Raw genomic sequence first — 25,794 nt, 5'->3', positions numbered from 1 at the left:
TTCCAATCCGGTTCTGTCGCTCACTCGCCGCTGCCCGGGGCATAGGGCGTCCGGATCGCCTTGTAATAGGCCAGCGGATGCGGCGGTGCCTTGACGCCGGCCGGCAGGGGGCGGCCACTGACGCTGGACCAATAGGCGATGCTGGCATCGCGCCACCATGTCGCCTCATCCTGTTGAATCTGCAGGAACTGGGTGACTTCGCGGTGCCGCTCCGGGTCCACCTGCTCGCTGAGCGCGGCCCAGCTTGCCTGCATCCGGCCAACCTCGCCAAGCCCCCGGTCGTAGCGGGCGATCAGGCCCTGCCACAGCGTTTCGCCGGATTTCAGGCGATGGTCCCAGGGCAGATGGTGGAACCAGAGGAGGTACCGTTCGTCCATCCGCGCCGGATCGCGCCACTGCGCCGCCGCACCGGGCGCATATTGGGCGATGGCGTTGCTGCCACTGGCCATCCGGTCAAAGCCAATGCCGCGCTGATCCGCCTTGTGATAATAGACCGGGTTCCATTCCGGCCGGGCCAGATCGTCCACCCATGGCCCGGGGCCATAATGGTGGCCGGTCGCCATCAGATGGGTCAGGCCGAGCGGGGTCATGTAATCGGCCACCGCCTCCCGGCTGGCCATCATCATGTCGACGATCGCCGCCGTGCCGGGGGCATCGGCATCCCAGGTCAGTTCGGCCCAGTCGCGGGCAATGGCCTCAGCATCGGCCCACGGGTTCCATGCGAGCCGGCCAAAGGCATACCAGTTCGCCTGATCGAACTGAGACCCGGACCAGTTGCGATCCGCGCCGATATTGGCGACCCCGGCCATGCCGGTCACGGCTGCTGGCCGCGGGCGCCGGGTCAGCACATCGGCGACCGTCGCGCCCTTTCGCGGGCGATGGGTGTCGGCGGCCAGCACCTCCGCCCACATCGGCCCCAGATAGGCGAGGTGGGTGGCAAAGCCGAGATATTCCTTGGTCACCTGAACCTCCATCATCAGCGGCGTTTTCGGCATGGCGCCGAACAGCGGATGAAAGGGTTCGCGCGGCTGGAAATCGATCGCGCCGTTCTTGACCTGAACCAGCACATTGTCGCGGAACTTGCCGTCATAGGGCTGGAACTCGGCATAGGCCTGTTTCGCGCGGTCGGTGGGGTCGGTTTCGGAATAGACGAACGCGCGCCACATCACGATGCCGCCATGCGGGGCCAGCGCGTCGGCCATCATGTTGGCGCCATCGACATGATTGCGGCCGTAATTCTGCGGCCCCGGCTGTCCTTCCGAATTGGCCTTGACCAGGAATCCGCCGAAATCGGGGATGGTCCGGTAAATCTCGTCCGCCTTTGCGCGCCACCACGCCCGGACCGCCGGGTCGAGCGGATCGGCGGTCTTCAGCCCGCCAATCTCCATCGGCGCGGAAAAGCGGGTGGAGAGATAGACGCGGATATTCCAAGGGCGCAGCTGCGCGGCGATTGCCGCCACCTTTTCCAGATAAGGCGGGGTCAGGATGTCGGCATTGGCATTGACGTTGTTCAGCACCGCCGCGTTGATGCCGATGGACGCATTGGCGCGGGCATAGTCGGTGTAGCGCGGATCGGCGAAGCGCGGCAGTTTCTGCCAGTCCCAGATGGATTCGCCCGCATATCCGCGCTCCACATGGCGATCCATATTGTCCCAATGGTTGAGGATGCGCACGTCCAGCGCCGGCCTGTCCGTGACGTTCAGCCCGGTCAGCGGAGCGCCCTTCATCGCCAGCTCAAGATATCGGAACGCGCCATAGAGAACGCCCGCGCCGTCGTTCGCGGCGATCACCGTGACCGGCCGTCCCGCGATCCTGGCTGAGCGGATTACAAACCCCTCATTCCCCAATCCGGCCAGCGGCAGCTTGAGCGCAGCGATTCGCGGACTGCCGGTGGGAGTGCCGATCACCAGCGATTCGCCGTCGCCAAGCACGGCACTGGAAGCGATTGGCGCGCCGCGCATGATAGAGAGTGCACGGGTCAGCTCGTCCCGCGCAGACAGGATGCGGGGGTCAGTTTCCTCGACCGCCAATGTTCCCGGTAACATGACAATCTGGCCCTGATCCGCGAGTCGATAGCGCAGCCACAATTCATGGCCGTCCTCCGCCGCGGCGATGCCGGGCATGATCATCAGGAACAGGGCGCAAAGCCCGGCCAGCAAACGCATCGACATCCTCTCTCCGTCCCGTTACCGACCGCCTTGCCAGCCGCCGTTTATGTCTTACGGTAGCGGTATCATAAAGAACAACCCTATGCTGCAACGAACAGCATCGGGGACATCTGGAAAGGGATGCGGATGCCGGATTGCCGGTCGGACAGCGTCGGGGGCATGGCGCGATGATGGCGCCGCTGCCGGCTGAAGCGATTGCTGCTGCGGCCCGGCCGGGGCGATATCGCTGGGTCATCTGTGCCCTGTTGTTCTTTGCGATCACCGTCAATTACGTCGACCGGCTGGTCCTGGGGAACCTGAAATCCGTGTTCGATGCCGAGTTCGGCTGGAGCGAGACGGATTACGGCAATATCGTCACGGTGTTTCAGGGCGCTTATGCCATCGGCCTGTTGCTGATGGGCCGGTTCATGGATGCTGTCGGCACGCGAACCGGCCTGGCGGTGGCGATCGCCGCATGGTCGCTGGCGGCAATGGCGCATGGCGCTGCATCCAGCGTGGCGCATTTCATGCTGGCCCGATTTGCGCTTGGCCTGGGCGAAGCGGGCGGATTTCCGGGGGCGATCAAGGCCGTGTCGGAATGGTTTCCCAAGCGGGAGCGCGCCTTTGCCACCGGGTTGTTCAACGCCGGGTCCAATGTCGGTGCTGTGCTGACGCCACTGGCCGTGCCGTTCCTGGTCCTGTGGTTCGGGTTGGCAGGCGGCGTTCATCGTGACGGGGGCGCTTGGCCTGGTCCTGCTCGTCTGCTGGCTGGCCATCTATCGCCGGCCGGAGCAGCATCCGCGGGTAGGAGCTGCGGAACTGGCGCTGATCCATTCCGATCCGCCGGAGCCGCAGGTGCGCGTGACCTGGGCCAAGGCACTGCGCAACCGGGGCACCTGGGCATTCATGATCGGCAAGTTCCTGACCGATCCGATCTGGTGGCTTTTCCTGTTCTGGCTGCCCGATTTCTTTACCAAGACCTATGGGCTTGAGCTGTTGCCCAAGGGCGGCGGGATGCTGGCGACGCTGGGGCCCGCGCTGATCGCCGTCTATCTGCTGGCCGATGTGGGCAGCATCGGCGGGGGCTGGCTGTCGTCGCGCCTGATTGCGCGGGGATGGAGCATCAATGCCGGGCGCAAGACGGTGATGCTGATCTGTGCGCTGTGCGTCGTGCCGGTCGCGTTCGCGCCGTCCATTCCCGATCCGCTGGTGGCGGTGGGGATCATCGGGCTGGCGGCCGCAGCGCATCAGGGTTGGTCGGCAAACCTTTATACCGTGGTGTCGGACACCTTTCCGCGCCCCGCCGTCGGCACGGTCGTCGGCATCGGCGGACTGGCGGGCGCGCTGGGCGGGATGGGGATCGCCCAGTTCGCCGGATGGACGCTGCAAAGCACGGGCAGTTACGTACCGCTGATGGCGCTGGCCGGATCGGCCTATCTGGTGGCGCTGGCCATCATCCACCTGTTGCTGCCCCGGTTGGGGGAAACCGGAAAGGAATTGGCATGACTGAAATGGCCATGAACCGTCGTGAGTTGATCGGCGCGGGAATTGCTGCGGGCGGGGCGGCCATGCTGCATCCGGCGGCGGCGCTGGCACAGCAGCCAGAGGGACTGAACGCGATTGCCGAACGCCGGGGTCTGCGCTTCGGATCGGCCTGTGCCTTTGGGCGGGTCGGGACTGACCGGGGCAGCTTTGCCAATCCGGCCTATGCCGCGTTGCTGGAGCGCGACTGCGGCCTGATCGTCCCGGAAAACGAGATGAAATGGGGGGCGACGCGGCCCGCCGTGGACCGGTATGATTTCAGCCGGTTCGATCCGATGGTGGATTGGAGCCAAGCACGCACGATGGGCGTGCGCGGCCACACCCTGTTGTGGAACCAGACGCGATGGATGCCGAAATGGCTGAACGAGCATGATTTCGGATCGCGCGCGCCAAGCGAGGCGGAGCGGCTGATCGTCGAGCATATCCGCAGCGTGACGGGACGCTATGGCACGCGTATCTACAGTTATGACGTGGTCAACGAAACGATCGACCCGGCGATGGGCGACCTTTACGCCAACGCGCTGACCGAGGCGATGGGTGACCGGCTGGCGGTGTGCGACCTGGCGTTCCGTACCGCGCGGGAGGCGGCGCCGCGGGCGGAACTGGTCTATAACGACTATATGGGCTGGGACAGCGGCAACGATGCCAACCACCGCCGGGGCGTGCTGAAACTGCTTGAGGGGTTTCGTAAACGGGGCGTGCCCGTCGATGCGCTGGGCCTGCAATCGCATATCAGCCCGCAGGGCGGCCAGCCGGTGGGCGAACAGATCGCGGCACGGCAGCCGGTCTGGCGCGAGTTCCTGACCGAAGTGACGGCCATGGGATACCGGCTGGTCATCACCGAGTTCGACGTGAACGACCGGTATGTCAGCGCCGATGAGGCGTCGCGCGACCGGATCGTCGCGGATTATGCGCGCGGTTATCTGGATGTGACGCTGTCCTTCCCCCAACTGCGCGACGTGCTGGTCTGGGGGATGAGCGACCGGTACAGCTGGCTGTCCGGCTTTACCCCGCGCGCCGACAAGTCGTTGATCCGGGGCGCGCCCTATGACGCGGCCTTCAAGCCGAAGCCGCTGTATGATGCCATCGCACAGGCGCTGGCTGCCGCCCCCGCCCGGGGGAAAGCGGCATGATCGCAAGATGGTTCTCGCTGGCGGTTGCTGCACTGTCGCTGGTCTGTTCGGGTGCAGCATCGGCGCAGCAAAAACGGTGGGTCGTAAGCTGGGCCAGCAGCAATTTCGAGCTGAACGACCAGCAGCGACTGCCGCATGAAGGCAATGCCGGGATTGTCATCCGCCAGCTGATCCGGCCGACGCTGTCGGGCGACCGGATGCGCATTCGCCTGTCCAATGTGGCGGGAGACCAGCCGCTGACCGTCACCAGCGTGACCGTGGCACCGGCTGCGGCGCGGGACAGCGCGGCAATCAGGGGCGGGCCGGTTGCGGTCACTTTTTCCGGCCGCGGCACGGCCATGATCCCGCAAGGTGCGGAGTTCCTGTCCGATCCCGTCGCGCTGCCGGTGACGGCGCTGGAGCATCTTGCCGTGACGATCCGACTGGCCGATGTGCCGGCGCGGCAGACCGGGCATCCGGGATCGCGGACGAACAGCTATATCCTGTCGGCCGATGCGCCCGACACGGGCTTTGCCAATGCCACTAAGAAGGTCGGCTGGTTCAACCTTGCCAGTATTGAGGTGGAGCGGCGGGCCGGGCGGGCGCTGGTCATCCTGGCCGACAGCATCACCGATGGGTATGGCGTGCAGCCCGATACCGATGCGCGCTGGCCCGACACGCTGGCGAACCGGTTGCAGGCGAACCGAGCGACCCGCGATCTGGCGGTGATCAATCAGGGGATCGGCGGCAACCGGTTGCTGCGCGACGGACTGGGGCCGAACGGGCTGGCGCGGCTGGAACGGGATGTGCTGGCACTGCCCGGCGTCACGCATCTGATGCTGCTGATCGGGGTGAACGATCTGGGCACGCTGACCCGCGATGCGCCGGTGTCGGCCGAACGCCATGCCGAGGAACGCGATGCGATGATCGCGGCGTATGCGCAGATCGTTGCACGGGCCCGGGCGCGCGGCATTCGGGTGATCGGCGGCACCATCCTGCCCTATGGCGCGTCCGCCTATTACCATCCCGATGCGCAGAACGAGGCGGACCGGCAGTCGGTGAACGCATGGCTGCGCACGCCCGGTAATGTCGATGCGGTGATGGATTTCGACGCGTTGATGCGCGATCCGGCCAATCCATCCCGCTTGCGTGCGGACTATGATTCCGGGGACGGGCTGCATCCGTCCATCGCCGGGTACCGGGTGATGGGCGAGGCGGTTCCGCTGCGCCTGTTCACCGGCCGTCGATAGGGGCGGGGGGCCTTACGCGTCCTGACGCGCCCGCTCCACGCTGTCCAGGATGCGGGTGGCGGCCATGAACACCGCGATCGGGCACAGGCAGAACATGAACCAGCCAAGCCAGCCGGGATATTGCACCAGATAATGCGTGCCCCGGTCGGCCGCGCCGTTGGCGAGACCGAAAATGACCATGAATGCCTCAAACTTGGTCTTGATCGTGAAGAGGCGTGCGAACCGTTGGAACATGGCCATTCCCTAAGCAATGCCCGTGCCAGCGGCGGAAATACGCGATTCAACGATTAACAGGCACGGTTACCTGTCAATTAACTCGACAAGTCCCATGACGTCCAGCGCAGCATGGCGGGCGTGCCGAATGCGGTCGATCAGGGCGGCGTCATTCAAATCGCCCGGACCGATCGCATCCGGCCACCAGCGTTCAACCACATCGGCCAGCCGGTCGATCCGCGGTTCGTCGAGAAGGAAGCGCGGATCGACGCGCTGCGGATCGCACACGACCCGCAGGCGCAGACAGGCCGGGCCGCCGCCATTGGCCATCGACTGGCGGACATCCACCACCTTTAGCTGACGGATCGGACCGTTGCCGGCGACATGATCGTTCAGCCATGCCCATACGGCCGCGTTCTCCCGCGCTTCTTCGGGCAGGACGATGGCGGTGTCGCCGCCGGGCAGCGTCACCAGCTGGGCATTGAACAGATAGGATTGAATGGCGTCGGCCAGCGACACCCGGTCGGCAGGCACCTCGACGATCTCGACATCCGGCATGATCGCGCGAAGCCGGTCATAGAATGCGGGGGCATCGGCAAAGGCGTGCTGATGCGCCAGCAGCACGCGGCCATTGGCTACGGCGACGACGTCGTTGTGAAAGGCACCGGCGGCAATCGCGGCTTCCGATTGCTGAACGAACAGGGTGCGCGCCGGGTCCAGCCGATGCGCGCGGGCCACCGCTGCGCTCGCCTCCCGATGCTGGCGGGCGGGAAAGGGGCCGCCGGACACGCCATAGACGAAGATTTCGACGCCGGGCGCATCGTGCGACGCGCACAGCCGCATGTGATTGGCCGCACCCTCGTCGCCAAAGGGCGCGGGCACGGGCGCGTGAACGGCAAAGGCCGGATCGGCAAAGGCGATGCGCAGCTGTGCCAGCGTGTCGGGCCATTCATGGCTGCGATGCGGCATGGTCATCAGATTGGCCACAGTCAGATGGCAGCGGCCATCCGCCGTGTCAGGGGCGGGCGAGACGGTGGCGGCATTGGCCGCCCACATGGACGATGCGGACAGCGCCTGCGCCTTCAGGTGATCGGGCGCGGCGGGATAATCGGTCGACAGGCTGTCCAGCCAGCGATGATCGGGGCGGGGCAGCGGCATGAAGATACCCTGGGGCAGGCCAAGGCGCAGATTGTGGCGCATCTTGGCCAGTCCCTGCAGCGCGGCGGCGCGCGGCTGCGATGTGGCGCCCCGATTGCGGGTTGCGGCAAGGTTGCCAGGGCTTAACCCCGCATAATTATGGCTTGGCCCGATCAGGCCGTCGAAATTGATTTCCGTCAGCATTGCCCCATCCTCATCCTGTCCGAACGGCTATCGGCCAGCGTTCAGCGTTCCGCGTAAAGCACGGTCGCGCCTGGTTCGACGCCCAGCAGCCGTGCGGTCCCGGCATCCACGGCAACGCCGTCCACCGTCGTGGCCAGCGTTCCGCAGCAGCAGCGGAAATCGGTCAGCCGGCCGGTGGCGACCAGAGCCGGTTCACCGCCGGATGCCGCAATGTCGGTAACCGCAGCCTCCTGCGCCTCCCGCACCGACCGGATCTGGTCGGTGCGCGCCGTCATGGTCGGGCCGCCGTCGAAAATGTCGACATAGCGTTCATAGGCGAACCCTTCATTTTCCAGCATCCGCATCGCCGCGCGGCCGCTGGGATGGGGCAGGCCGATGACTTGACGCGCAGTGTCGGGCAGCATCGCGGTATAGACGGGATGCTTGGGCATCAGGTCGGCAATGAACTGATTGCCGTGGATGGCATTGAACTGATCCGCCTCCTGAAAGCTCATGCCGAAAAAGCGGCCGGCCACCCCGTCCCAGAAGGGGGAGCCGCCCGCCTCGTCAATGATGCCACGCAGTTCGGCGATGGTGCGGTCGGCGAACCGGGCGCGATGCTGGCGGATGAACAGATATCGGCTGCGCGCCAGCAACAGGCCAAGGCCGCCGGCCCGCTCGCCGGGATGGAGGAACAGGCCGCCGACCTCTGACGATCCCTCAAGGTCGTTGACCAAATTGAGGATTTCGGCGCGGAACGTGCGGTTCAGCTCCTCGCTATGCTTGGTCAGCATTGCCAGCCGATAGCTGTAGAACGGCCATCGCTGGCCGACCTGGGCAAAGATCTGACAGGTGCCGCGCACCTCGCCCGTATCCATGTTTTCCAGAACCAGCACGAACAGGTCGTCCTGCAGCGCATCGTCCGTGCGGGCAAAGGCGGCGGCGCTGCGTTCCAGCTTGGCGCGAAGGGCGGGCTTGTCGGGGGGCAGGTTGGTGAAGCCGCCCCCGGTCAGCTTGGCCATTTCATAAAGCGGTTGCAGGTCGCGATCGGTCGCCGCGCGGATGACGAAGCTCATAGGGTTCCTTTTTCTGCGATCCGCAGCATCGTGATGGCCGACAGTGCCGCGCGCTCGGCAAGGCTTTCGGGGATCAGGAACTCGTCCGCCGAATGGATCGCGCCGCCGCGCGCGCCCATGGTATCGACCACCGGCACCCCGCAGGCCGCGATGTTGTTGCCATCGCAAACGCCGCCGGTCGCCCGCCACGCGATGGCGATGCCCAGATCGTGACCGACCGCGCGGACCAGGTCGAACAATCGGGCCGCCCCCGGATCAATGGGCTTTGGCGGCCGGTTGAAGCCGCCATGCAGATCGACCGCAACGTCATGGGCAAGCGCGACATCGCCCAGCACGCGGTCGATCAGCGCGCGGGCATGGTCGATCATGGCGGCGTCGCGCGGCCGGAAATTGACGCGGAGCACCGCCAGGTCGGGCACCATGTTGTTGGGGCCGCCCCCGTCGATCCGGGCAGGATTGACGGCCAGCCCGTCGATCCGGGCGGCGTGCAGCCGGACGGCAATGTCGGCCGCCGCGACAATGGCGTTTCGGCCATCCTCCGGATTGCGGCCGGCATGGGCGCTGCGCCCGCGCACGGTGATCGAAAAATTGCCGGTGCCGCCCCGCGCCCCCGCCAGCGTGCCATCGGGCAGGGCGGGTTCATAGGTCAGCGCCGCCAGCTTGCCGCGCGCCGCATCGGCGATCAGCGGGGCGGAGGACAGCGAACCCGTTTCCTCATCCGAATTGATGACGACTTCATAGCCCAGCCGGGACGCCAGCGGGCTTGCCTCTACCGCGCGAAGGGCCGCCAGCATCAGGGCGATGCCCCCCTTCATATCCGCGGCACCGGGGCCGTTATAGCGGCCATCGTCCAGCCAGCGTGCGGACTGAAATGGATGATCGGCGGCAAAGACGGTATCCATGTGCCCGGTCAGCACCAGTTGCACCGGCGCATCCGGCCGGACGGTCAGGTGCAGATGCCGGCCATGCTCAAGGGCGATCCGCTCGCCCGCTGGCGTTACCTGCTCCACGGGTGCGGCATCGACCAGCCGGAGCGTGCCGGGCAGGACGGAAAAGGCATCGGCCAGGGTGGATGCCATGGCGGCCACACCGGCCAGATTGCGCGTCCCGCTGTTGATCGCCACCCAGCGTTCGGTGAGCGCCATCATCGGTTCGGCGGCGACATGGTCCGCAGCAGCGCGTTCGATCGGCGTCAGTCTCTCCATCCCGATCGACTAGCCCGAAGCGGGAGCAGAGGCCACCCCCGGCCGGGCGCGGTCAGAAATCGTAGACGATGGACGCGCGGCTGATCGTATCGGTGGATACGCGGCCGGCGGGCGGCTTGCTTTCATACTGGACGGTATAGGACATCTGACCCGACAAGGGCCCGAACAGCTTGGCCCGCACGGCCGATTTGCTGGACACGGTGCTGTTCGCGCTTTGCAGATAGGCGGATGCGTCCTGTTCGAACGTGATCGCGCGGGTCAGTTTCCACGAAAAGTCCATCGATCCGCGCGTCGCCAGATTGCTTTCGGTCGGCGCGTTGATGAATTCGGTATGCCGGAATGCCGGGCCAAGTTCGACGTCCAGCGTCATGTTCGGCCGCTTGATCGCGCTGTAGCCCGCCCCCAGCGAGGCGGAATAGCGTTCGGTATACCCAAGGAACCGGTCGCTTTCGAACTGAGCGGCGCCATAGATATACGCCTTGTCGTCCAGCTTGTAGTTCGGTTCGTACGCCGCGAGGTAGCGTTCGCGGTTGGTGACGCCCAGCGATTCCTGATAATCCGCCTGCAGCCGCAATTTATGCCGCCACAGCCACCCTTCGCGGCGCAGATCAAGGACGCCATTCAGGCCGATATTGTCGGTATTGCCGGTCGTCAGCCACGCACCAACCTCTGCCCGGCCCTGGACCAGTTCAAAGAATGCCGCCTCTGACAGGCGTTTCTGGTTGGCGTCGGATCGTGCCCGTTTCCAGTCGCCGACCCGCCGGTTGATCATCTCCGTCATGTCGGGGGCCGCCGTCTTGGCGTATTTGGCGATGGTGTTCACCTCGCCCTCGTTCCCGCTGTCGAAGGCGGCGAGCAGCATGGTTTCCACGGCATCGGGCAGCTTTGGCGGATCGGGCTTCGGCTCTTCCTGATTGGCGAGCAGCAGCGGCGACAGCGCCAGAAGGAGCAGAGGCATTCGCATCAATGCCGTCATTAACCCCGATTTCCGGCGGGGAAAAGGCAGCGGCGATCAAAGATGCGGTGAAAAGACGGCAAGCAGCTGTTGATAGAGCGTGCGCTTGAACGGCACGATCAGATCGGGCAGCTCGGCCGGGTCGGCCCATCGCCATGCGCGAAATTCCGGTTCCGGCGTTGCGATGTTCACATCGGCATCGGTGCCGAGGAACCGGAACAGGAACCACCGCTGGCGCTGGCCCCGCCACTTGCCCTTCCAGATGCGGCCGATCAGGTCGTCGGGCAGGTCATAGAAAAATTCGTCCGGCGCCTCTGCCACCAGTTCGACCAGATGGCGTTCGATGCCGGTTTCTTCCCACAGTTCGCGGTAAGCGGTTTCCAGCGGCGCTTCGCCCGGATCGATCCCGCCCTGCGGCATCTGCCATGCCTCGACCACCGAATCGAACCGCTGGCCGACCAGCACCTGGCCGTCGCGGTTCAGGATCATCACGCCGGCACAGGGGCGATAGGGGAGCGATTCCTTGTCGATCATGGCGTCGCCTTTAGCCGATCAGGAAGCGGCAGCAATCATCGCCTTTAGCATCGCGTGGGCGCGGGCCAGATCGGCGGCGCCGGAGGGAATGATCTTTCGCAGGGTGATGAAGCCATGGATCATGCCGGGCACTTCGACAAAGCTGACCGCGACGCCCGCCTGCGCCAGGCCGGCGGCATAGGCGCGGCCCTGATCGCGGATCGGATCATGGCTGGCGGTCAGCACCAGCGCGGGCGGCATTGCGGCAAGGTCGCCCAGCATGGGGGACGCGCGGACATGGCCGGCATCGGCGGCATAGGCCCCTTCGAACCAGGCCATGCTTTCGCGGGTCAGCAGATGCCCGTCGGCAAAGGCTTCGTAACTGGGATAGTCCGATCCCATGTGCGTCGCCGGATAGATCGGGAATTGCGCGATCACCGGCACGGCGGCAGGGCTGTCCCGCAAATCCATCGCGGCGATGATGGCAAGGTTGCCACCCGCGCTGTCGCCCGCCACGACCAGCCCGGTCACCGACAGGCCGAGTGCATCTGGGCTGGTGGCCAGCCACCGTGCCGCCGCCTCCGCATCGTCCGCCGCGGCGGGCCAGGGGTGTTCGGGGGCCAGCCGGTAATCGACCGACACGACGGGCAGATCGGTGGCGCGCGCCAGTTCGGCGCAATAGCTGGCATGGCTGTCGACATTGCCGATCACCCAGCCGCCGCCATGATAGAACACGATCAGCGGCCCCGGTTCGCGTTCCGCGCGCGCATCGAACAATGCGGCGGGGATGGGTCCGGCGGGTCCGGGAATCGACAATTGCCGATGCACGGCCAGTTCGCCCATCGGCAGGTCGACCAGCGATTTCATGGCGACATATTGCGCCCGCGCCTCGTCCGGCTGCATCTCGTGCATCTTTGGCCCGGGGAAATTGTTGGCATAGGCGAGGAAGGCGTTCACATCCGGGCGTAGTGGCGGCGTGGTCATCCGATCTCCCTTCGGCACTCTTGGTGCATGGCCGGTCAGCCCCTACCTTGGCGGCAATGATCGCCGTCGTCCACCACCCCAGTTACGTCGCGCCCGCGCCCGCCCGCAGCGCGTATGAATGGAACAAGAACGGCCTGGTCCGCGACCTGTTGAGCGATGCGGACGGGCTGGAATGGCACGCGCCCGAACCCATGCCGCGCCAGTGGCTGGAGGCGGTGCACGACCCCGATTACGTGGCCGAGGTGGTGGAGGTGCGCGTGCCCCGCGACAAGGAACGGCGCATCGGATTTCCCGTCACCCCCGCTGTTGCGCATCGCGCCGTGCATGTGCCGGCCGGCACCTGGCTGGCGGGCAAGCTAGCGCTGGATCGCGGCTATGCCGCCAACACCGCCGGGGGTAGCCATCATGCGCTGGCAGATACGGGCGCCGGATATTGCATCTTCAACGACCTGGTCTGCGCCGCCGTCCGATTGGTGGAGGAGGGGGACGTTGCCCGCATCCTGATCGTCGATTGCGACGTGCATCAGGGCGACGGCACCGCGGCGCTGACCGCCGGGCGGCCGGAGATCGCCACATACTCCATCCACGCCGAAAAGAATTTTCCGGTGCGAAAGGCGCGATCGACGCTGGACATTGGCCTGCCCGACGGGGTGGAGGATGACGAATATCTGGACACGCTGGCCCGGACGCTGGTGCCGCTGATCGATCAGGTGCGGCCGGACCTGATCCTGTATCAGGCGGGAGTCGATCCGTGGTCGGGGGACAAATTGGGCCGGTTGTCGCTGAGCCTGGACGGCCTGATCGCCCGCGATGCGTGGCTGGCTGGCCTGTGTGCCGGGCGCGGCATTCCGCTGGCCAGCGCATTGGGCGGCGGGTACGGCACCGATCCGATGGAGGTGGCGCAGCGCCATGCCCGGTCGGTCCTGACCCTGGGCCGCAGCTATGCAAAGCAGCCATTGGGCGGCCCCAAGCTGAAATCCTCTTTTGCCGCGGGCTAACCGGGCGTAGAGGGGCGGCAATTCCAATTCAGCTACGATAGCAGGACATTCTATGGCATCCGCCGTTCACGAGGTGACCCCGCAGGAAGCGGCGGCCAACCCGCCCGCCGAAAACATCGTCGTCCGGTTCGCGGGCGATTCCGGCGACGGGATGCAGCTGACCGGCGGTCAGTTCACGCTGGCGACCGCGATTGCGGGTAACGACCTGGCGACTTTTCCCGATTTTCCGGCCGAAATCCGCGCGCCGCAGGGCACTTTGTTCGGCGTTTCCGCGTTCCAGATCAATTTCGGTTCGGCCAGCATCGAAACGGCGGGCGACGAGCCGGACGTGCTGGTGGCGATGAACCCGGCCGCGCTGAAGGTGAATGTCGATGCGCTGAAGCCCGGCGGCCTGATCATCGCGGATGAGGGCGAGTTCAACCAGCGCAACCTGGACAAGGCCAAGTACACGCAGAACCCGCTGGACGATGGCAGCCTGGCCAAGTGGCAGTTGCTCAAGCTGAACATCAGCCAGTTGACGCTGGATGCGGTGAAGCCGTTCGGCCTTGGCAACAAGGAGGCGCTGCGCTGCAAGAACATGTGGACGCTGGGCCTGGCGCTGTGGATGTTCGACCGCGACCGTCAGCCGATCGAGGATTGGCTGCGCGCCAAGTTCGCCAAGGCGCCCGAACTGGCAGAGGCGAACATCGCCGCGCTGAACGCCGGACATGCCTATGGCGAAACGGCCGAGCTGGGCGCGATGGGCATTGCGCAGGTTCAGGTGCCGGCAGCGCCGGTGGAGCCGGGCCTGTACCGCACGGTGACGGGTGCCGAGGCAACGTCGTTGGGCCTGGTCGCGGGCGCGCAGCTGGCCAGCCTGCCGATGTTCTTTGGCGGCTATCCCATCACGCCGGCCAGCGCGATCCTGCACGCGCTGGCGCGGTACAAGGAATATGGCGTCACGACGTTTCAGGCGGAGGACGAGATTGCGGCCATCGGCGCGTCGATCGGTGCATCCTATGCCGGGCAGCTGGGCGTTACCTGTTCGTCCGGCCCGGGCATCGCGCTGAAGGGCGAGTTCATGGGCCTGGCGATCATGACCGAACTGCCGCTGGTGATCGTCAATGCGCAGCGGGGCGGCCCGTCGACCGGCCTGCCGACCAAGACGGAGCAGTCCGACCTGTATCAGGCGGTCTATGGCCGCAACGGCGATGCGCCGATGCCGGTGATCGCCGCGCGTTCCGCCGCCGATTGCTTTGACGTTGCCATCGAAGCGGTGCGGATCGCCACGACGTACATGACGCCCGTCATGCTGCTGACCGACGGGTATCTGCAGAATGCGGCCGAGCCGTGGAAGGTGCCGGACATGAGCACGTACACGCCGTTCCCGGTCACGCATCACACCGACCTGCCCGCCGAGGGCACGAAGTTCATGCCCTATTCCCGCAACGACAATCTGGCGCGGCCCTGGGTCAAGCCTGGCACGCCGGGCCTGCTGCACCGCATCGGCGGGATCGAAAAGGCGCAAGGGACCGGCAACATCGATTATTCGCCGTCGAACCATCAGGCGATGACGACGATCCGCCAGCGCAAGGTGGCGGAAATCGCGGTGCCCGATCAGGTGGTCGAGCAGGGCGAGGCCGGCGGCAAGCTGGTCGTGGTCGGCTGGGGCAGCACCTATGGCCCGATCACCCAGGCGGTGCGCCGCGCGCGTCGCAAGGGGCTGGACGTCAGCCATGTCCATATCCGCCATATCTGGCCGATGCCCGGCAATCTGGGCGATCTGCTGAAAAGCTATGACCAGATCCTGGTGCCGGAGATGAATACGGGCCAGCTGAAGACCGTGCTGCGCGACCAGTTCCTGGTCGATGCCAAGCCGCTCAACAAGGTATCCGGCCAGCCCTTCCGCATCGCGGAAATCGAAGACGCAATCGAAAGCCTGCTCGCATGAACGAGATCACGACCATCAAGCCCGCCACCAGCCCCAAGGACTGGGAAACCGATCAGGAAGTTCGCTGGTGCCCCGGTTGCGGCGACTATGCGATCCTGAAGGCGGTTCAGCGGACCATGCCGGAAATCGGCGCGACGCCGGAAAACACGGTGTTCGTCAGCGGCATCGGCTGTTCATCGCGCTTTCCCTATTACATGGAAACCTATGGCTTCCACACCATCCACGGCCGCGCGCCGACGGTGGCGACGGGGGTAAAGCTGGCCAATCCGGATCTGGACGTGTGGATCATCACCGGCGACGGCGATGCGTTGTCCATCGGCGGCAACCACACCATGCACCTCATTCGCCGCAACCTGAATTGCCAGGTGCTGCTGTTCAACAACGAGATTTATGGCCTGACCAAGGGGCAATATTCGCCCACCAGCCGGGTCGGCACCCGTTCGCCATCGACCCCGTTCGGGTCGGTCGATCGCCCGGCAAGCCCGTGCGTCTTTGCGCTGGGCGCGGGTGCACGCTTCGTGGCGCGCGGCATCGACGTGCACAAGAACCTGCCCGAGGTGCTGAAGGCCGCCTATGCCCATCAGGGGACGGCGTTCGTCGAAATCTATCAGAACTGCATCGTCTATAATGACGACGTGTTCGCGCCGTTCACGGCAAAGCCCAATGCCGCGACCGCGCAGCTGTGGGTCAAGCATGGCGAACCGATGCTGTTCGGGTCGGAAAAGACCGGCGGGGTCAAGGGCCTGTCGCTGGACCGCGAACGGCTGACGCTGAAGGTCGTGGATGTGGTCGATGGCGACTGGCAGGCCGCAGGCGTGCTGGTGCACGATCAGACCAACCGGACGATCGCGCACCTGCTGGTCGAAATGCCGGTCGGCACGTTCCCGGTCGCGCTGGGCGTCATCTTTGACGATCCAGCCCCGACCTTTGAAACCGCGGTGATCGAACAGAACCGTTCGGTCAGCGAGGGCAAGGTGCCCGACCTGCAAAAGCTGGTCAGCAAGGGCCAGACCTGGCAGGTGGACAAACAGCCGCACGCGATCTGACGGGGGAAAGGGCGGTCAACACCGCCTTTGGCCCACATTGTCTTGCACCCCATTTCGTCGTTGGCGCATTGTCCCAGCGACGAAAGGGGATCCATGACCACGCCATCCATCATCTGGTTCCGCCGCGACCTGCGCCTGTCGGATCAGGCCGCGCTGGCCGCCGCCGCTGCGGAAGGGCCAGTGATCCCCGTCTATGTGCTGGACGACGACACGCCAAAGCATCGGGCGATGGGCGGCGCATCGCGGTGGTGGCTGCACCACAGCCTGAACGCGCTGGACGCGGCGCTGCGCGAAAAGGGCAGCCGCCTGATCCTGCGCCGGGGCAAATGCGATGCCGTGCTGGCCGAACTGGCCGAGGAAACCGGCGCGGGCAGGGTGCATTGCATCCGCCATTACGAACCATGGTGGCGCAACGCCGAAAAGGTGGTGGCGAAGCGGCTGGACCTGGTGTGCCATGACGGCAACTATCTGGCTCCGCCGGGTAGCGTGACGACCGGATCGGGATCGCCGTACAAGATCTTTACCCCGTTCTGGCGCGCCTTGCAGGAGCGGATGCCCCCCGAACATCCGACGCAGCGGCCGCGCAGCATCGATGCGCCGGACAAGTGGCCGAAATCGGATACGCTGGCCGACTGGAACCTGCTGCCCACGCGCCCCAACTGGGCGACCGGGTTCGAGGCGGAATGGACGCCGGGGGAGGAGGGCGCGCGCAAGCGGCTGGACGCGTTCGTCGCCAAGGCCGCGCGCTATGACGAACAGCGCAACCTGCCGTCGATCGAGGGGTCCTCTCGCCTGTCGCCGCACCTGCATTTCGGGGAAATCTCGCCTGCCACGGTGTGGCACCGGGTCGCCGATACGGGCGGTTCGGTACAGGTTTTCCTGAGCGAGCTTGGCTGGCGCGATTATGCGCAGAACGTGATCCTGCAATTCCCGGAATATGCGTCGAAAAATGCCCGGGACAAATTCGATGCGCTTGAATGGCGCACCGATGCCGCCGACCTTCGGGCATGGCAGCGCGGGCAGACCGGATACCCGATCGTGGATGCCGGGATGCGCCAGTTATGGGCGACGGGATGGATGCACAACCGGGTCCGCATGATCGCCGCATCCTTTCTGATCAAGCATCTGCTGATCGACTGGCGCGTGGGCGAACAATGGTTCTGGGACACGCTGGTCGACGCCGATTACGGGTCGAACGCGACCAACTGGCAATGGGTGTCGGGTACCGGCGTGGACAGCAACATGTTCGTGCGGATCATGGCGCCGCTGTCGCAATCCGAAAAGTTCGATGCGGCGGGCTATATCCGGCAATGGGTGCCCGAACTGGCCCGGCTGCACGATGACGTGATCCACGATCCGGAGGAGCATGGCCGTCGCCCGGCCAGTTATCCGCGCAAGATCGTGCGGCACAAGGCGGCAAGGGATCGGGCATTGGCCGCCGCCAAGGGCATCTGACCGACATCGCCTTTTCGGTGCGCTGCCCTGCGACATTTATGTATCGATAACGAAACAAGTTTCCCGGTAATTGTCTGATTTTTTGCATCAAGGTGCAAAAAAGCTGGACAGCTTCGGGCATCCTCCAATAATATGGAAGCAAGTCCCACATATCGGGATTGCAATAGGGAGGATACCGGATGAGAGCAGTAAAGCCTCTGCACGTGTGCAGTTCGATGATGGCGCTGGGCCTGGCGCTGGCGATGCCCGGCATGGCTGCCGCGCAGGACGCGCCGGTTGATGGTGCCAGCGAAACCACCGCCGCAGAGGATGATATTGTCGTCACCGGGTTCCGCGCGTCGCTGAACACCGCGCTCAATCAGAAGCGGAACGAGACGGCCGCGATCGACACAATCCTGGCCGAAGACATCGGCAAGTTTCCCGACGCCAACCTGGCCGAATCCATGCAGCGCGTACCGGGCGTCGCACTCGCCCGCGGCGATGGCGGCGAAGGGCGCAACATCTCGGTCCGCGGTCTTGGCGCGCAGTTCACCCGGGTTCGTATCAACGGGATGGAAGGCACGTCGCAGACGGGTTCGTCCGACATTTACGGCGCGGGCAACAACGGCCGCAGCTTTGACTTCAACGTGTTCCCGACCGAAATCTTTTCCGCGCTGGCCGTGCGCAAGACGCCGACCGCCGATGTGGAGGAAGGCTCGCTGGGCGCGACCGTCGATCTGACTGCGCCGCGGCCGTTCGATTCCCGCGATCCCTTCGTCTTTTCAGCGACCGTGCGCGGCGTCTGGAACGAGCTGTCGAAACAGGTCGATCCGCGTGCCTCCATGCTGCTGTCCAAGCAGTTCGGCGAAAGCGGTTTTGGCATCCTTGCCTCGGCCGCCTATCAGAAGCGGAATATCCGCGAAGTCGGCTATTCCGGCGTCGACATCCTGCCGGCCAATGTCAACGGCGGCTTCTGCTCGCCCCTTGGCTTTGCCCCGCAGAATCCGGCGAACAATGCGGCCAAGGGCGTCGATGCAGCGAATTGCAGCACCGGCAACCCGCGCACCGGCAGTGCCGCCGCCTATCAGACGATCCAGAACCTGACCCGGCCCGATGCCACCGCCATTCCGGGCAGCGGCGCGTTTTTCCCGCGCATCCCGCGCTACCTGAACTCCGAGCAGGATCAGGAACGCATCGGCGGGTCGCTGACGCTGCAGTATCAGCCGGACGACGCCACCGACATTGCCGTCGATTTCCTGTATTCGCGGTTCGAAGTGACGCGGCGGGACAATTACATCGCCGGCCTGTCGTTCGCGCGGTCGATCGCCAATAATGGCCAGCCGATGGTTTCGGTGCGCGATGTCGAGTTCGATGCCAACGGATCGCTGGTCTATGGTCTGTTCGACGGGGTCGATGTCCGGTCGGAAGGGCTGGTCGACAATTTCGTGTCGACGTTCAAGCAGGCGAATTTCAACCTGAAGCGCAAGCTCAGCGATGCTCTGGAAGTGTCCATGCTGGTCGGCCTGAACAAGTCCGACTGGGACGGCAAGAAGCGGCTGCAGACGTTCATGGACGTCATCGACAGCGACGGTTTTTCGATCGATTTCCGCAATGGCGGCACGGTGCCGACGATCGGCTTCGGCTTTGACGTGTCGAACCCGGCATCCTTCACCTATGCCCCCGGCCGCGCCGACGGCACGGTGCTGGGCGGCTTCAGTTTCCAGGGCAAGCCGTCGCTGAACACGACCGACAATTTTACGGGTGAGGTCAATCTGGCCTGGACCCTGTCGGATGCGGTCAAGCTGCGGTTCGGCGGCCAGTATCGGGAAAGCGATTTCCGGTCGCAGTTCCAGCGGCCGTTCAATGCGGACACGGTGGTTCAGGCACTGCCCGCCGGCACTACGCTGGCCAGCATCACCCGGCAGATCACCGGCGTCGACAAGCTTTGGGGCAATGGTGCGCCCGCATCCTGGGCAGCGATCGATCCGGATCGCTGGGCATCGACGTTCAATTTCGACGGCGTGCGCTATTGCGGCGTGGAATGCGGCGCGCAGGACGCCCGCGTGAACGAAGAGGTCAAGAGCGCCTATGCCATGGCCACGTTCGATTTCGCCGATCAGATCGGTTTTGGCGTCCGGGGCGATATCGGCGTGCGCTATGTGCGGACCGACCTGCTCGCATCCGGCTATATCTCGGTCGCGCCGCCCACGGGGGTGACGTCGCCGACGGGACTGATCGGTCGTTATGCCGAAGCGCAGAACAGCTATGACGACTGGCTGCCGTCCGCCAATCTGGTCATCGAGCCGGTTCAGGACCTGTTGCTGCGGTTCTCGGCGGCAAAGGTCATGGCCCGTCCGGAACTGGGCCAGCTGACCCCGACCGCTGGCGTCAATCCAGTCACTCGCGTCGGCAACGTCAACAACCCGTTCCTCGATCCGATCCGGGCCAAGACGTTCGATGCGGCGCTGGAATGGTATTTCCGTCCCGGATCGCTGATTTCGGTCGCCTATTTCCACAAGGACATCGAAAGCTTTATCCAGACGATCACCAGCCTGGTGCCGTTCACCGAGCTGGGTCTGCCCGACGCGCTGCTGGAAAACTCGAACACGCTGCCGACCGAGCTGTTCAACGTGTCTCAGCCGTTCAATACGCCGGGCGGGCCGCTGAACGGTGTCGAGGTCAACCTGCAGCTGCCGTTCGATTTCCTGGGCGGGTTCCTGGGCAATTTCGGCGTGCTGGGCAATTACACCCGCGTCACGTCCGAAATCGAATATTGCCTGGCCAGCACGGCCGGCACCTGCACGCGGTCGGTGGTGAACAACCTGGTCGGACTGTCGAAGAACACGGCTTCGGGCACGCTGTATTACGAGGACGACCGGTTCAGCATTCGCGGCACCGCGAACTGGCGCGACCGGTTCATCCGCGGCATCCCGGCATCGCAGGGCAGCGACCTTCAGGGCAATGCCCCGACGCTGTATGTCGATGCGTCGGCATCCTATGCGATCACCGAAAATCTGCGGTTCATCCTGGAGGCGCAGAACCTGACCGACGAGCAGAACCGGCTGTATATCGACAGCGTCCGTCAGGACACGCTGTTCGAAACCCGGATCGGCCGCACGGTCATGTTCGGGGTCAATGCCCGCTTCTGATCGAACCATTTTCCGAGCCTCTCCTTGGGCGCGTCCGGGCAACCGGGCGCGCCGACTTTTTTCCGGATGGTCGGGATACGGGCGGCGTTGCCGTCAAGACCGTGATTGCCCGGCTTTTCCGCGTGCCCTGCCTGTGCCAAGAGCGCGGGCGATGGCGCACGGGACAGGTGAGCAGGGCAGGGCAATGGAGCAGGGCGCGGGCGTGAACCTGCACCGGCCACAGGGGGCGTTCGCATTGCTGCGCCCGGTGCTGGCGGCGGCGATCGACCGCATCGACCGCGGCCTGGCGGCAGGGCGAATCGACCTGACCCTGCCGGATGGCGAACGCCGGATGCTGGGCGGACGGGCGCCGGGGCCGAACGTCGTGCTGACCCTTTCCGACTGGCGGGCGATTGCGCGGCTGGTCGCTGGCGGGTCGTCGGGATGGTACCGCGCATGGGCTGCGGGCGAATGGAGCAGCCCGGATCCGGTTGCGCTGTTCGAACTGTTCACGCTCAACCGAACGACGCTGGGCGGGGCAGGCCGGGCACGGGCCTGGTCGCGCCCGCTGATGCGGCTGCGCCATTGGCTCAGGCGCAACGACCGGGCCGGATCGCGGCGGAACATCGCGTTCCACTATGACCTGGGCAACGCCTTTTACGCACCGTGGCTGAGCGGCGACATGACCTATTCCAGCGCGATGTTTGCTGCACCGGGCGAGCCGCTTGAAATCGCACAGGCGCGCAAGCTGGATGCCGTGCTGGCCCGGACGGGGACTAGGCCGGGCGAGCGCACCCTGGAAATCGGCTGCGGCTGGGGCAGCTTTGCCGAACTGGCCGCGCGGGGTGGGCGGCACGTCCATGCCCTGACCCTGTCGGAGGAGCAGAAGCGTTACGCCGATCAGCGGATGGCCGATGCCGGATTGTCCGATCGCGTCACCGTCGCCCTGACCGATTACCGGGACGTTACCGGCCAGTTCGACGCGGTGGCCAGCATCGAAATGGTCGAGGCGGTGGGCGAGGCATACTGGCCCGATTATCTGGCGACCATCGCCCGCGTGCTGAAACCGGGCGGGCGCGCCGCCATCCAGTATATCGCAATGGATGACACGATCTTCGAATCCTATGCGTCGAATGTCGATTTCATCCAGACCTATATCTTCCCCGGCGGGATGCTGATTTCCGAAAGCCGGTTTCGCGCGATCGCGCAGGATCATGGCCTTGGCTGGCATGACCGGCGGGGGTTCGGGCCGGACTATGCCGAAACGCTGCGCATCTGGCGCGAACGCTTTGACGCGGCGGACCGCGACGGCGCGCTGCCATCGGCGTTCGACGCGCGCTTTCGGGATATGTGGCGATACTATCTGATGTATTGTGAAGGCGGATTCAGAGGCGGCGCGATCGACGTTGCCCATGTCACGCTGGTGAAGGAGGGATGAGGATGCCGAAGCGGATGCTGCGGGCGATGCTGCTGCTGGGTGCGGGGATGCTGCCCGCCACGGGCATGGCCCAGACGGCTGCGGCACCGATGACGGCGGAACAGCGGGCAAAGCTGTCCCGCGCGGCGGCAGAGATCCTGTTCTGGCCCGACGATGTCCGATCCAAGAATTTCCGGGCGATGGAAACCGTCTTTCCCGGCACCACGGCCAAGGCGTCGAATGTCGTCCGCCTGTTGCCCAAGGGTCAGCCGCTGGCGATGGATGCCGCGCGCATCGATGCGTTCATGGCCGCCAACAAGGTCGCCGGCCTGATCGTCGTGCAGGACGGCAAGGTGCGCGAGGAACGCTATGGCCTGGGCATGACGGCGCAGGATCGCTGGACCAGCTTTTCCGTCGCCAAATCCTTTACCTCGACGCTGGTCGGTGCAGCGGTAAAGGATGGCAAGATCGCGTCGCTGGACGATCCCGTGGTCCGGTACGTGCCCGAACTGAAGGGCAGCGGCTATGACCGGGTGACGGTGCGCCAGGTGCTGACCATGACCAGCGGCGTGCGCTGGAACGAGGATTATACCAACCCCGACAGCGACGTCGCGCGCATGGCGCTGGCCACCGCGCCGGAGGGGCAGGACCCCATGCTCGCCTATCTCGCCAAGCTGCCCAGCGAAGCCGAGCCGGGCACGAAATGGGTGTACAAGACGGGCGAGACCAACCTGATCGGCATCATCGTCGAGCGCGCGACGGGCCGACGGCTGAGCGATTATGCGCAGGAAAAGATCACCGGTCCTGCGGGGTTCGAGGGTGATCTGTTCTGGATGACCGATCTGACGGGCCAGAATATCGGCGGATGCTGCCTGTCCCTTCGCCTGCGCGATTATGCCCGCATGGGCCTGTTCGCGCTGGAGGGCGGCAAGGGGCAGGTGCCCGATGGCTGGTTCGCCGAAGCGGGCAAGGAACAGGTATCGATCGGCAGCCTGCCGGGCTTTGGCTATGGCTATCAGTGGTGGACCTATCCCGACGCATTCGGTGCGCAGGGCATTTTCGGCCAGTCGATCGCGATCGTGCCGGACAGGAAACTGGTGATCGCCATGATTGCCAACTGGCCCAGGGCGACGGGTCAGGATCTGCGCATCGCCCAGCTGCAATTCATGGCAGAGCTTTCGGCGGCCGCCGCGAAATAAGGGTCGCGGCGAACCGTTCCGGGATCAGCCGACCCGTTCGACGCGCCCGTCCTCGAAATCGCTGGCCAGCAGCTTCAGGATATGGTCGGCCACGACCTCTGGCGGTTTCACGCTGTCCGGATTTTCGCCGGGATAGGCGCGGGCGCGCATCTTTGTCCGGGTCGCGCCCGGATCGAGGATCGCGGTGCGTACGGGCGAGATGTTGCGCACTTCCTGGCCATAACAGGCCAGCAGCGTTTCGAACGCCGCCTTGGACGCGCCATAGACGCCCCAATAGGCGCGCGGATTGCGCCCGACGCTGGACGTAATGCCGATCACCCGCCCGGCGGACGAGGCGCGCAGCATCGCATCGAACGACCCAAGCAACGCGGCCTGCGCGCTGACGTTCAGGGTCATCACCTTGGACAGTTCCTTTGGATCGATGGCCGTGACAGCGCCCAGCGAACCAAGCATCGCGGCGTTGAGGACCAGCACGTCCAGCGCCTTCCACCGTCCGGCAATCGCTTCGGCCAGGCGGATCACGCCATCCCCCTCGGTCAGGTCGAGCGGCGCGATGGTCGCGCTGCCCCCGGCGTCGTGGATCGCCTCCTCCACCGCCTCCAGCCCGCCGGCCGTCCGGGCGGTCAGGATGACGTGCGCCCCGGCCCGGCCCAGCGCGACGGCGGTTGCCGCGCCGATCCCGCGACTGGCCCCGGTGACGAGCGCAAGCTTGCCGGCAAGCGGCTGATCCGGCGTCAGTTCGGTCATGTCAGTTACCCAGCAGTTCGAGCTGATCCTGGCCGCCGCGTTCCATCTGATCGGTCAGCGGCGTGGGATATTCCCCGGTGAAACACGCATCGCAATAGCGCGGGCGGACGGCGGTGCGCCCGGCCTCGCCCAGCGCCTTGTACAGCCCGTCGATCGAAATGAACGCCAGGCTGTCGGCATGGATGAAATCGGTCATGCCGCCCAGGTCCAGCTTTGCGGCAAGCAGCTTTGCCCGTTCAGGCGTGTCGACGCCGTAAAAGCAGCTGTGCCGGGTCGGCGGGCTGGCGATGCGCATATGCACCTCACGCGCGCCGGCCTCGCGCATCATCTGGACGATTTTCAGGCTGGTGGTGCCGCGCACGATCGAATCGTCGATCAGGACGACCCGCTTGCCCTGAATCAGCGCGCGGTTGGCGTTGTGCTTCAGCTTGACGCCAAGGTGGCGGACCTTGTCGCCCGGCTGGATAAAGGTGCGGCCGACATAATGCGACCGGATGATGCCCAATTCGAACGGAATGCCCGATTGCTGGGCATAACCGATGGCGGCGGGCGTGCCGCTGTCCGGCACCGGGATCACCAGGTCAGCCTCGACCGGGTTTTCAATCGCCAGCTGAGCGCCGATGGATTTGCGGACGGAATAGACCGACTGGTCATCCGCGATCGAATCGGGCCGGCTGAAATACACCCATTCGAAAATGCAGGGCCGGGGCGAGACGGGGGCAAAGGGGCGGACCGATTCGATTCGCCCGTCATGGTGCACGATCACCAGTTCGCCCGGTTCGACCGAACGGACGAAATGCGCGCCCACCACATCCAGCGCGACGGTTTCGGAGGCGAAGATGATCGAATCGCCGAACTTGCCCATCACCAGCGGCCGGATGCCCAGCGGATCGCGGCAGGCGATCATCATCTGCGGCGTTGCGCAGATCAGGGAATAGGCGCCCTCCACCTGCTTCAGCGCGTCGATGAACCGGTCCAGCGGCGTGCGGAAATCCGACGTCGCGACCAGGTGGATGATGGTTTCGGTATCGCTGGTCGATTGAAAGATCGAACCGGACTGCACCAGTTCGCGGCGCAGGTGCATGGCATTCGAGATATTGCCGTTATGCGCGATGGCGAATCCGCCTGTCGCCAGTTCGGCATAGAGCGGCTGGACATTGCGCAGCGCCGTTTCGCCGGTCGTCGAATAGCGGACATGGCCCAGCGCGACCCGGCCCGGCATCTGTTCCATCACGTCCGGACGGTCGAAATTGCCCGCCACATGACCCATCGCCCGATGGGTGTGGAACAATTCGCCGTCGAAACTGGTGATGCCCGCCGCTTCCTGGCCGCGATGCTGAAGCGCATGCAGGCCAAGCGCGACCAGCGCCGCCGCGCCGTCCGCCCCGGAAACCCCGAAAACACCGCATTCTTCACGCAGTTTGTCGTCGTCAAATGGATGAGTGGTAATCATCATGCGCCCGTCGCTGCCCTGCCCCTGGCGCGCCATATAGGGCGGTCGATCGGCTTTGTCGCCCTTTTGTCACATCCTTTGCACGGAAGGTGAACCCGCCCGGACCCTCTGCGTTGATCCGATGG

The 25,794-nt window shown here is 65.2% G+C and carries 19 protein-coding genes and 1 pseudogene; 10 read left to right on the top strand and 10 right to left on the bottom strand.

Annotated elements, in window-relative coordinates:
* Positions 1-20: 20 nt before the first annotated feature.
* Positions 21-2,171, bottom strand: a complete 2,151-nt coding sequence (locus NYR55_RS02285; RefSeq protein WP_260019629.1) for an alpha-glucuronidase family glycosyl hydrolase — start codon at positions 2,169-2,171, stop codon at positions 21-23.
* Between the two features lie 167 nt (positions 2,172-2,338).
* On the opposite strand from NYR55_RS02285, the pseudogene NYR55_RS02280 reads away from it, so the two are divergent.
* The 3 genes and pseudogenes from NYR55_RS02280 to NYR55_RS02270 all read left to right on the top strand — a co-directional run bounded on the left by NYR55_RS02280 (position 2,339) and on the right by NYR55_RS02270 (position 6,051).
* Positions 2,339-3,653 (top strand): annotated as a pseudogene (locus tag NYR55_RS02280) (MFS transporter).
* On the top strand, positions 3,650-4,822 hold the full coding sequence (locus tag NYR55_RS02275) for an endo-1,4-beta-xylanase (protein WP_260019628.1): 1,173 nt from the start codon (positions 3,650-3,652) through the stop codon (positions 4,820-4,822). Before NYR55_RS02280 ends, NYR55_RS02275 begins: the two are co-directional and overlap by 4 nt.
* The gene (locus NYR55_RS02270) at positions 4,819-6,051 is read left to right on the top strand and encodes an SGNH/GDSL hydrolase family protein (RefSeq protein WP_260019627.1); all 1,233 of its coding nucleotides are present in this window, start codon (positions 4,819-4,821) and stop codon (positions 6,049-6,051) included. The genes NYR55_RS02275 and NYR55_RS02270 overlap by 4 nt, the downstream gene beginning before the upstream one ends.
* A gap of 12 nt (positions 6,052-6,063) precedes the next feature.
* Here NYR55_RS02270 and NYR55_RS02265 read toward each other — a convergent pair whose 3' ends face one another.
* From NYR55_RS02265 to NYR55_RS02235, 7 genes are all read right to left on the bottom strand, one after another.
* On the bottom strand, positions 6,064-6,285 hold the full coding sequence (locus NYR55_RS02265) for a hypothetical protein (RefSeq protein ID WP_260019626.1): 222 nt from the start codon (positions 6,283-6,285) through the stop codon (positions 6,064-6,066).
* Between the two features lie 66 nt (positions 6,286-6,351).
* Positions 6,352-7,605, bottom strand: coding sequence for an N-succinylarginine dihydrolase (locus NYR55_RS02260; RefSeq protein ID WP_260019625.1), 1,254 nt, complete (start codon positions 7,603-7,605; stop codon positions 6,352-6,354).
* A gap of 41 nt (positions 7,606-7,646) precedes the next feature.
* The gene (locus NYR55_RS02255; protein ID WP_260019624.1) at positions 7,647-8,660 is read right to left on the bottom strand and encodes an arginine N-succinyltransferase; all 1,014 of its coding nucleotides are present in this window, start codon (positions 8,658-8,660) and stop codon (positions 7,647-7,649) included.
* Positions 8,657-9,865, bottom strand: coding sequence for a hydrolase (locus NYR55_RS02250; protein ID WP_260019623.1), 1,209 nt, complete (start codon positions 9,863-9,865; stop codon positions 8,657-8,659). Before NYR55_RS02250 ends, NYR55_RS02255 begins: the two co-directional genes overlap by 4 nt.
* A gap of 52 nt (positions 9,866-9,917) precedes the next feature.
* Positions 9,918-10,823 (bottom strand): DUF481 domain-containing protein, encoded by a 906-nt coding sequence (locus tag NYR55_RS02245; RefSeq protein WP_260019622.1) that lies wholly within the window; start codon positions 10,821-10,823, stop codon positions 9,918-9,920.
* Positions 10,824-10,877: 54 nt separating this feature from the next.
* Positions 10,878-11,354, bottom strand: a complete 477-nt coding sequence (locus NYR55_RS02240) for an RNA pyrophosphohydrolase (protein WP_260019621.1) — start codon at positions 11,352-11,354, stop codon at positions 10,878-10,880.
* A gap of 18 nt (positions 11,355-11,372) precedes the next feature.
* The gene (locus NYR55_RS02235; protein ID WP_260019620.1) at positions 11,373-12,317 is read right to left on the bottom strand and encodes an alpha/beta hydrolase; all 945 of its coding nucleotides are present in this window, start codon (positions 12,315-12,317) and stop codon (positions 11,373-11,375) included.
* A 56-nt stretch (positions 12,318-12,373) separates the two neighbouring features.
* Here NYR55_RS02235 and NYR55_RS02230 point away from each other — a divergent pair, with 56 nt between their 5' ends.
* From NYR55_RS02230 to NYR55_RS02200, 7 genes are all read left to right on the top strand, one after another.
* On the top strand, positions 12,374-13,315 hold the full coding sequence (locus tag NYR55_RS02230) for a histone deacetylase (protein WP_260019619.1): 942 nt from the start codon (positions 12,374-12,376) through the stop codon (positions 13,313-13,315).
* Between the two features lie 52 nt (positions 13,316-13,367).
* Positions 13,368-15,245, top strand: coding sequence for a 2-oxoacid:acceptor oxidoreductase subunit alpha (locus NYR55_RS02225; RefSeq protein ID WP_260019618.1), 1,878 nt, complete (start codon positions 13,368-13,370; stop codon positions 15,243-15,245).
* Positions 15,242-16,291, top strand: coding sequence for a 2-oxoacid:ferredoxin oxidoreductase subunit beta (locus NYR55_RS02220; RefSeq protein ID WP_260019617.1), 1,050 nt, complete (start codon positions 15,242-15,244; stop codon positions 16,289-16,291). Before NYR55_RS02225 ends, NYR55_RS02220 begins: the two co-directional genes overlap by 4 nt.
* Before the next feature lie 93 nt (positions 16,292-16,384).
* Positions 16,385-17,746 carry a deoxyribodipyrimidine photo-lyase gene (locus tag NYR55_RS02215; RefSeq protein ID WP_260019616.1) on the top strand — a complete coding sequence of 454 codons (1,362 nt, stop codon included), beginning with the start codon at positions 16,385-16,387 and terminating at the stop codon, positions 17,744-17,746.
* Between the two features lie 179 nt (positions 17,747-17,925).
* Positions 17,926-20,874, top strand: coding sequence for a TonB-dependent receptor (locus NYR55_RS02210; protein WP_260019615.1), 2,949 nt, complete (start codon positions 17,926-17,928; stop codon positions 20,872-20,874).
* Between the two features lie 184 nt (positions 20,875-21,058).
* Entirely contained in the window at positions 21,059-22,291 is a 1,233-nt protein-coding gene (locus tag NYR55_RS02205) for a cyclopropane-fatty-acyl-phospholipid synthase family protein (RefSeq protein WP_260019614.1), read from the top strand.
* A 2-nt stretch (positions 22,292-22,293) separates the two neighbouring features.
* Positions 22,294-23,469: a serine hydrolase domain-containing protein gene (locus NYR55_RS02200; RefSeq protein ID WP_260019613.1), complete on the top strand. Its 1,176-nt coding sequence runs from the start codon at positions 22,294-22,296 to the stop codon at positions 23,467-23,469.
* Positions 23,470-23,493: 24 nt separating this feature from the next.
* Here the strand turns inward: NYR55_RS02200 and NYR55_RS02195 are convergent, their stop codons facing one another.
* Together NYR55_RS02195 and purF are read right to left on the bottom strand one after the other, a co-directional pair.
* Positions 23,494-24,216: an SDR family NAD(P)-dependent oxidoreductase gene (locus tag NYR55_RS02195; protein WP_260019612.1), complete on the bottom strand. Its 723-nt coding sequence runs from the start codon at positions 24,214-24,216 to the stop codon at positions 23,494-23,496.
* A 1-nt stretch (position 24,217) separates the two neighbouring features.
* Positions 24,218-25,669, bottom strand: a complete 1,452-nt coding sequence (purF, locus tag NYR55_RS02190) for an amidophosphoribosyltransferase (protein ID WP_260021524.1) — start codon at positions 25,667-25,669, stop codon at positions 24,218-24,220.
* Positions 25,670-25,794 lie beyond the last annotated feature (125 nt).

Origin of the sequence: Sphingomonas sp. BGYR3, from assembly GCF_025153455.1 — a bacterium.
In the GTDB taxonomy this organism is placed as follows: Bacteria; Pseudomonadota; Alphaproteobacteria; order Sphingomonadales; family Sphingomonadaceae; genus Sphingomonas.
Note: the sequence above shows the minus strand (reverse complement) of the source record. Positions and strands in the feature narration are given on the sequence as shown.

Bases quoted from the DNA above. Each gene is read 5' to 3' on its own strand.
- NYR55_RS02285 (WP_260019629.1), bottom strand. From the start codon at position 2,171: ATGTCGATGCGTTTGCTGGCCGGGCTTTGCGCCCTGTTCCTGATGATC.
- NYR55_RS02275 (WP_260019628.1), top strand. From the start codon at position 3,650: ATGACTGAAATGGCCATGAACCGTCGTGAGTTGATCGGCGCGGGAATT.
- NYR55_RS02270 (WP_260019627.1), top strand. From the start codon at position 4,819: ATGATCGCAAGATGGTTCTCGCTGGCGGTTGCTGCACTGTCGCTGGTC.
- NYR55_RS02265 (WP_260019626.1), bottom strand. From the start codon at position 6,285: ATGTTCCAACGGTTCGCACGCCTCTTCACGATCAAGACCAAGTTTGAG.
- NYR55_RS02260 (WP_260019625.1), bottom strand. From the start codon at position 7,605: ATGCTGACGGAAATCAATTTCGACGGCCTGATCGGGCCAAGCCATAAT.
- NYR55_RS02255 (WP_260019624.1), bottom strand. From the start codon at position 8,660: ATGAGCTTCGTCATCCGCGCGGCGACCGATCGCGACCTGCAACCGCTT.
- NYR55_RS02250 (WP_260019623.1), bottom strand. From the start codon at position 9,865: ATGGAGAGACTGACGCCGATCGAACGCGCTGCTGCGGACCATGTCGCC.
- NYR55_RS02245 (WP_260019622.1), bottom strand. From the start codon at position 10,823: ATGCCTCTGCTCCTTCTGGCGCTGTCGCCGCTGCTGCTCGCCAATCAG.
- NYR55_RS02240 (WP_260019621.1), bottom strand. From the start codon at position 11,354: ATGATCGACAAGGAATCGCTCCCCTATCGCCCCTGTGCCGGCGTGATG.
- NYR55_RS02235 (WP_260019620.1), bottom strand. From the start codon at position 12,317: ATGACCACGCCGCCACTACGCCCGGATGTGAACGCCTTCCTCGCCTAT.
- NYR55_RS02230 (WP_260019619.1), top strand. From the start codon at position 12,374: ATGATCGCCGTCGTCCACCACCCCAGTTACGTCGCGCCCGCGCCCGCC.
- NYR55_RS02225 (WP_260019618.1), top strand. From the start codon at position 13,368: ATGGCATCCGCCGTTCACGAGGTGACCCCGCAGGAAGCGGCGGCCAAC.
- NYR55_RS02220 (WP_260019617.1), top strand. From the start codon at position 15,242: ATGAACGAGATCACGACCATCAAGCCCGCCACCAGCCCCAAGGACTGG.
- NYR55_RS02215 (WP_260019616.1), top strand. From the start codon at position 16,385: ATGACCACGCCATCCATCATCTGGTTCCGCCGCGACCTGCGCCTGTCG.
- NYR55_RS02210 (WP_260019615.1), top strand. From the start codon at position 17,926: ATGAGAGCAGTAAAGCCTCTGCACGTGTGCAGTTCGATGATGGCGCTG.
- NYR55_RS02205 (WP_260019614.1), top strand. From the start codon at position 21,059: ATGGAGCAGGGCGCGGGCGTGAACCTGCACCGGCCACAGGGGGCGTTC.
- NYR55_RS02200 (WP_260019613.1), top strand. From the start codon at position 22,294: ATGCCGAAGCGGATGCTGCGGGCGATGCTGCTGCTGGGTGCGGGGATG.
- NYR55_RS02195 (WP_260019612.1), bottom strand. From the start codon at position 24,216: ATGACCGAACTGACGCCGGATCAGCCGCTTGCCGGCAAGCTTGCGCTC.
- purF (WP_260021524.1), bottom strand. From the start codon at position 25,669: ATGATTACCACTCATCCATTTGACGACGACAAACTGCGTGAAGAATGC.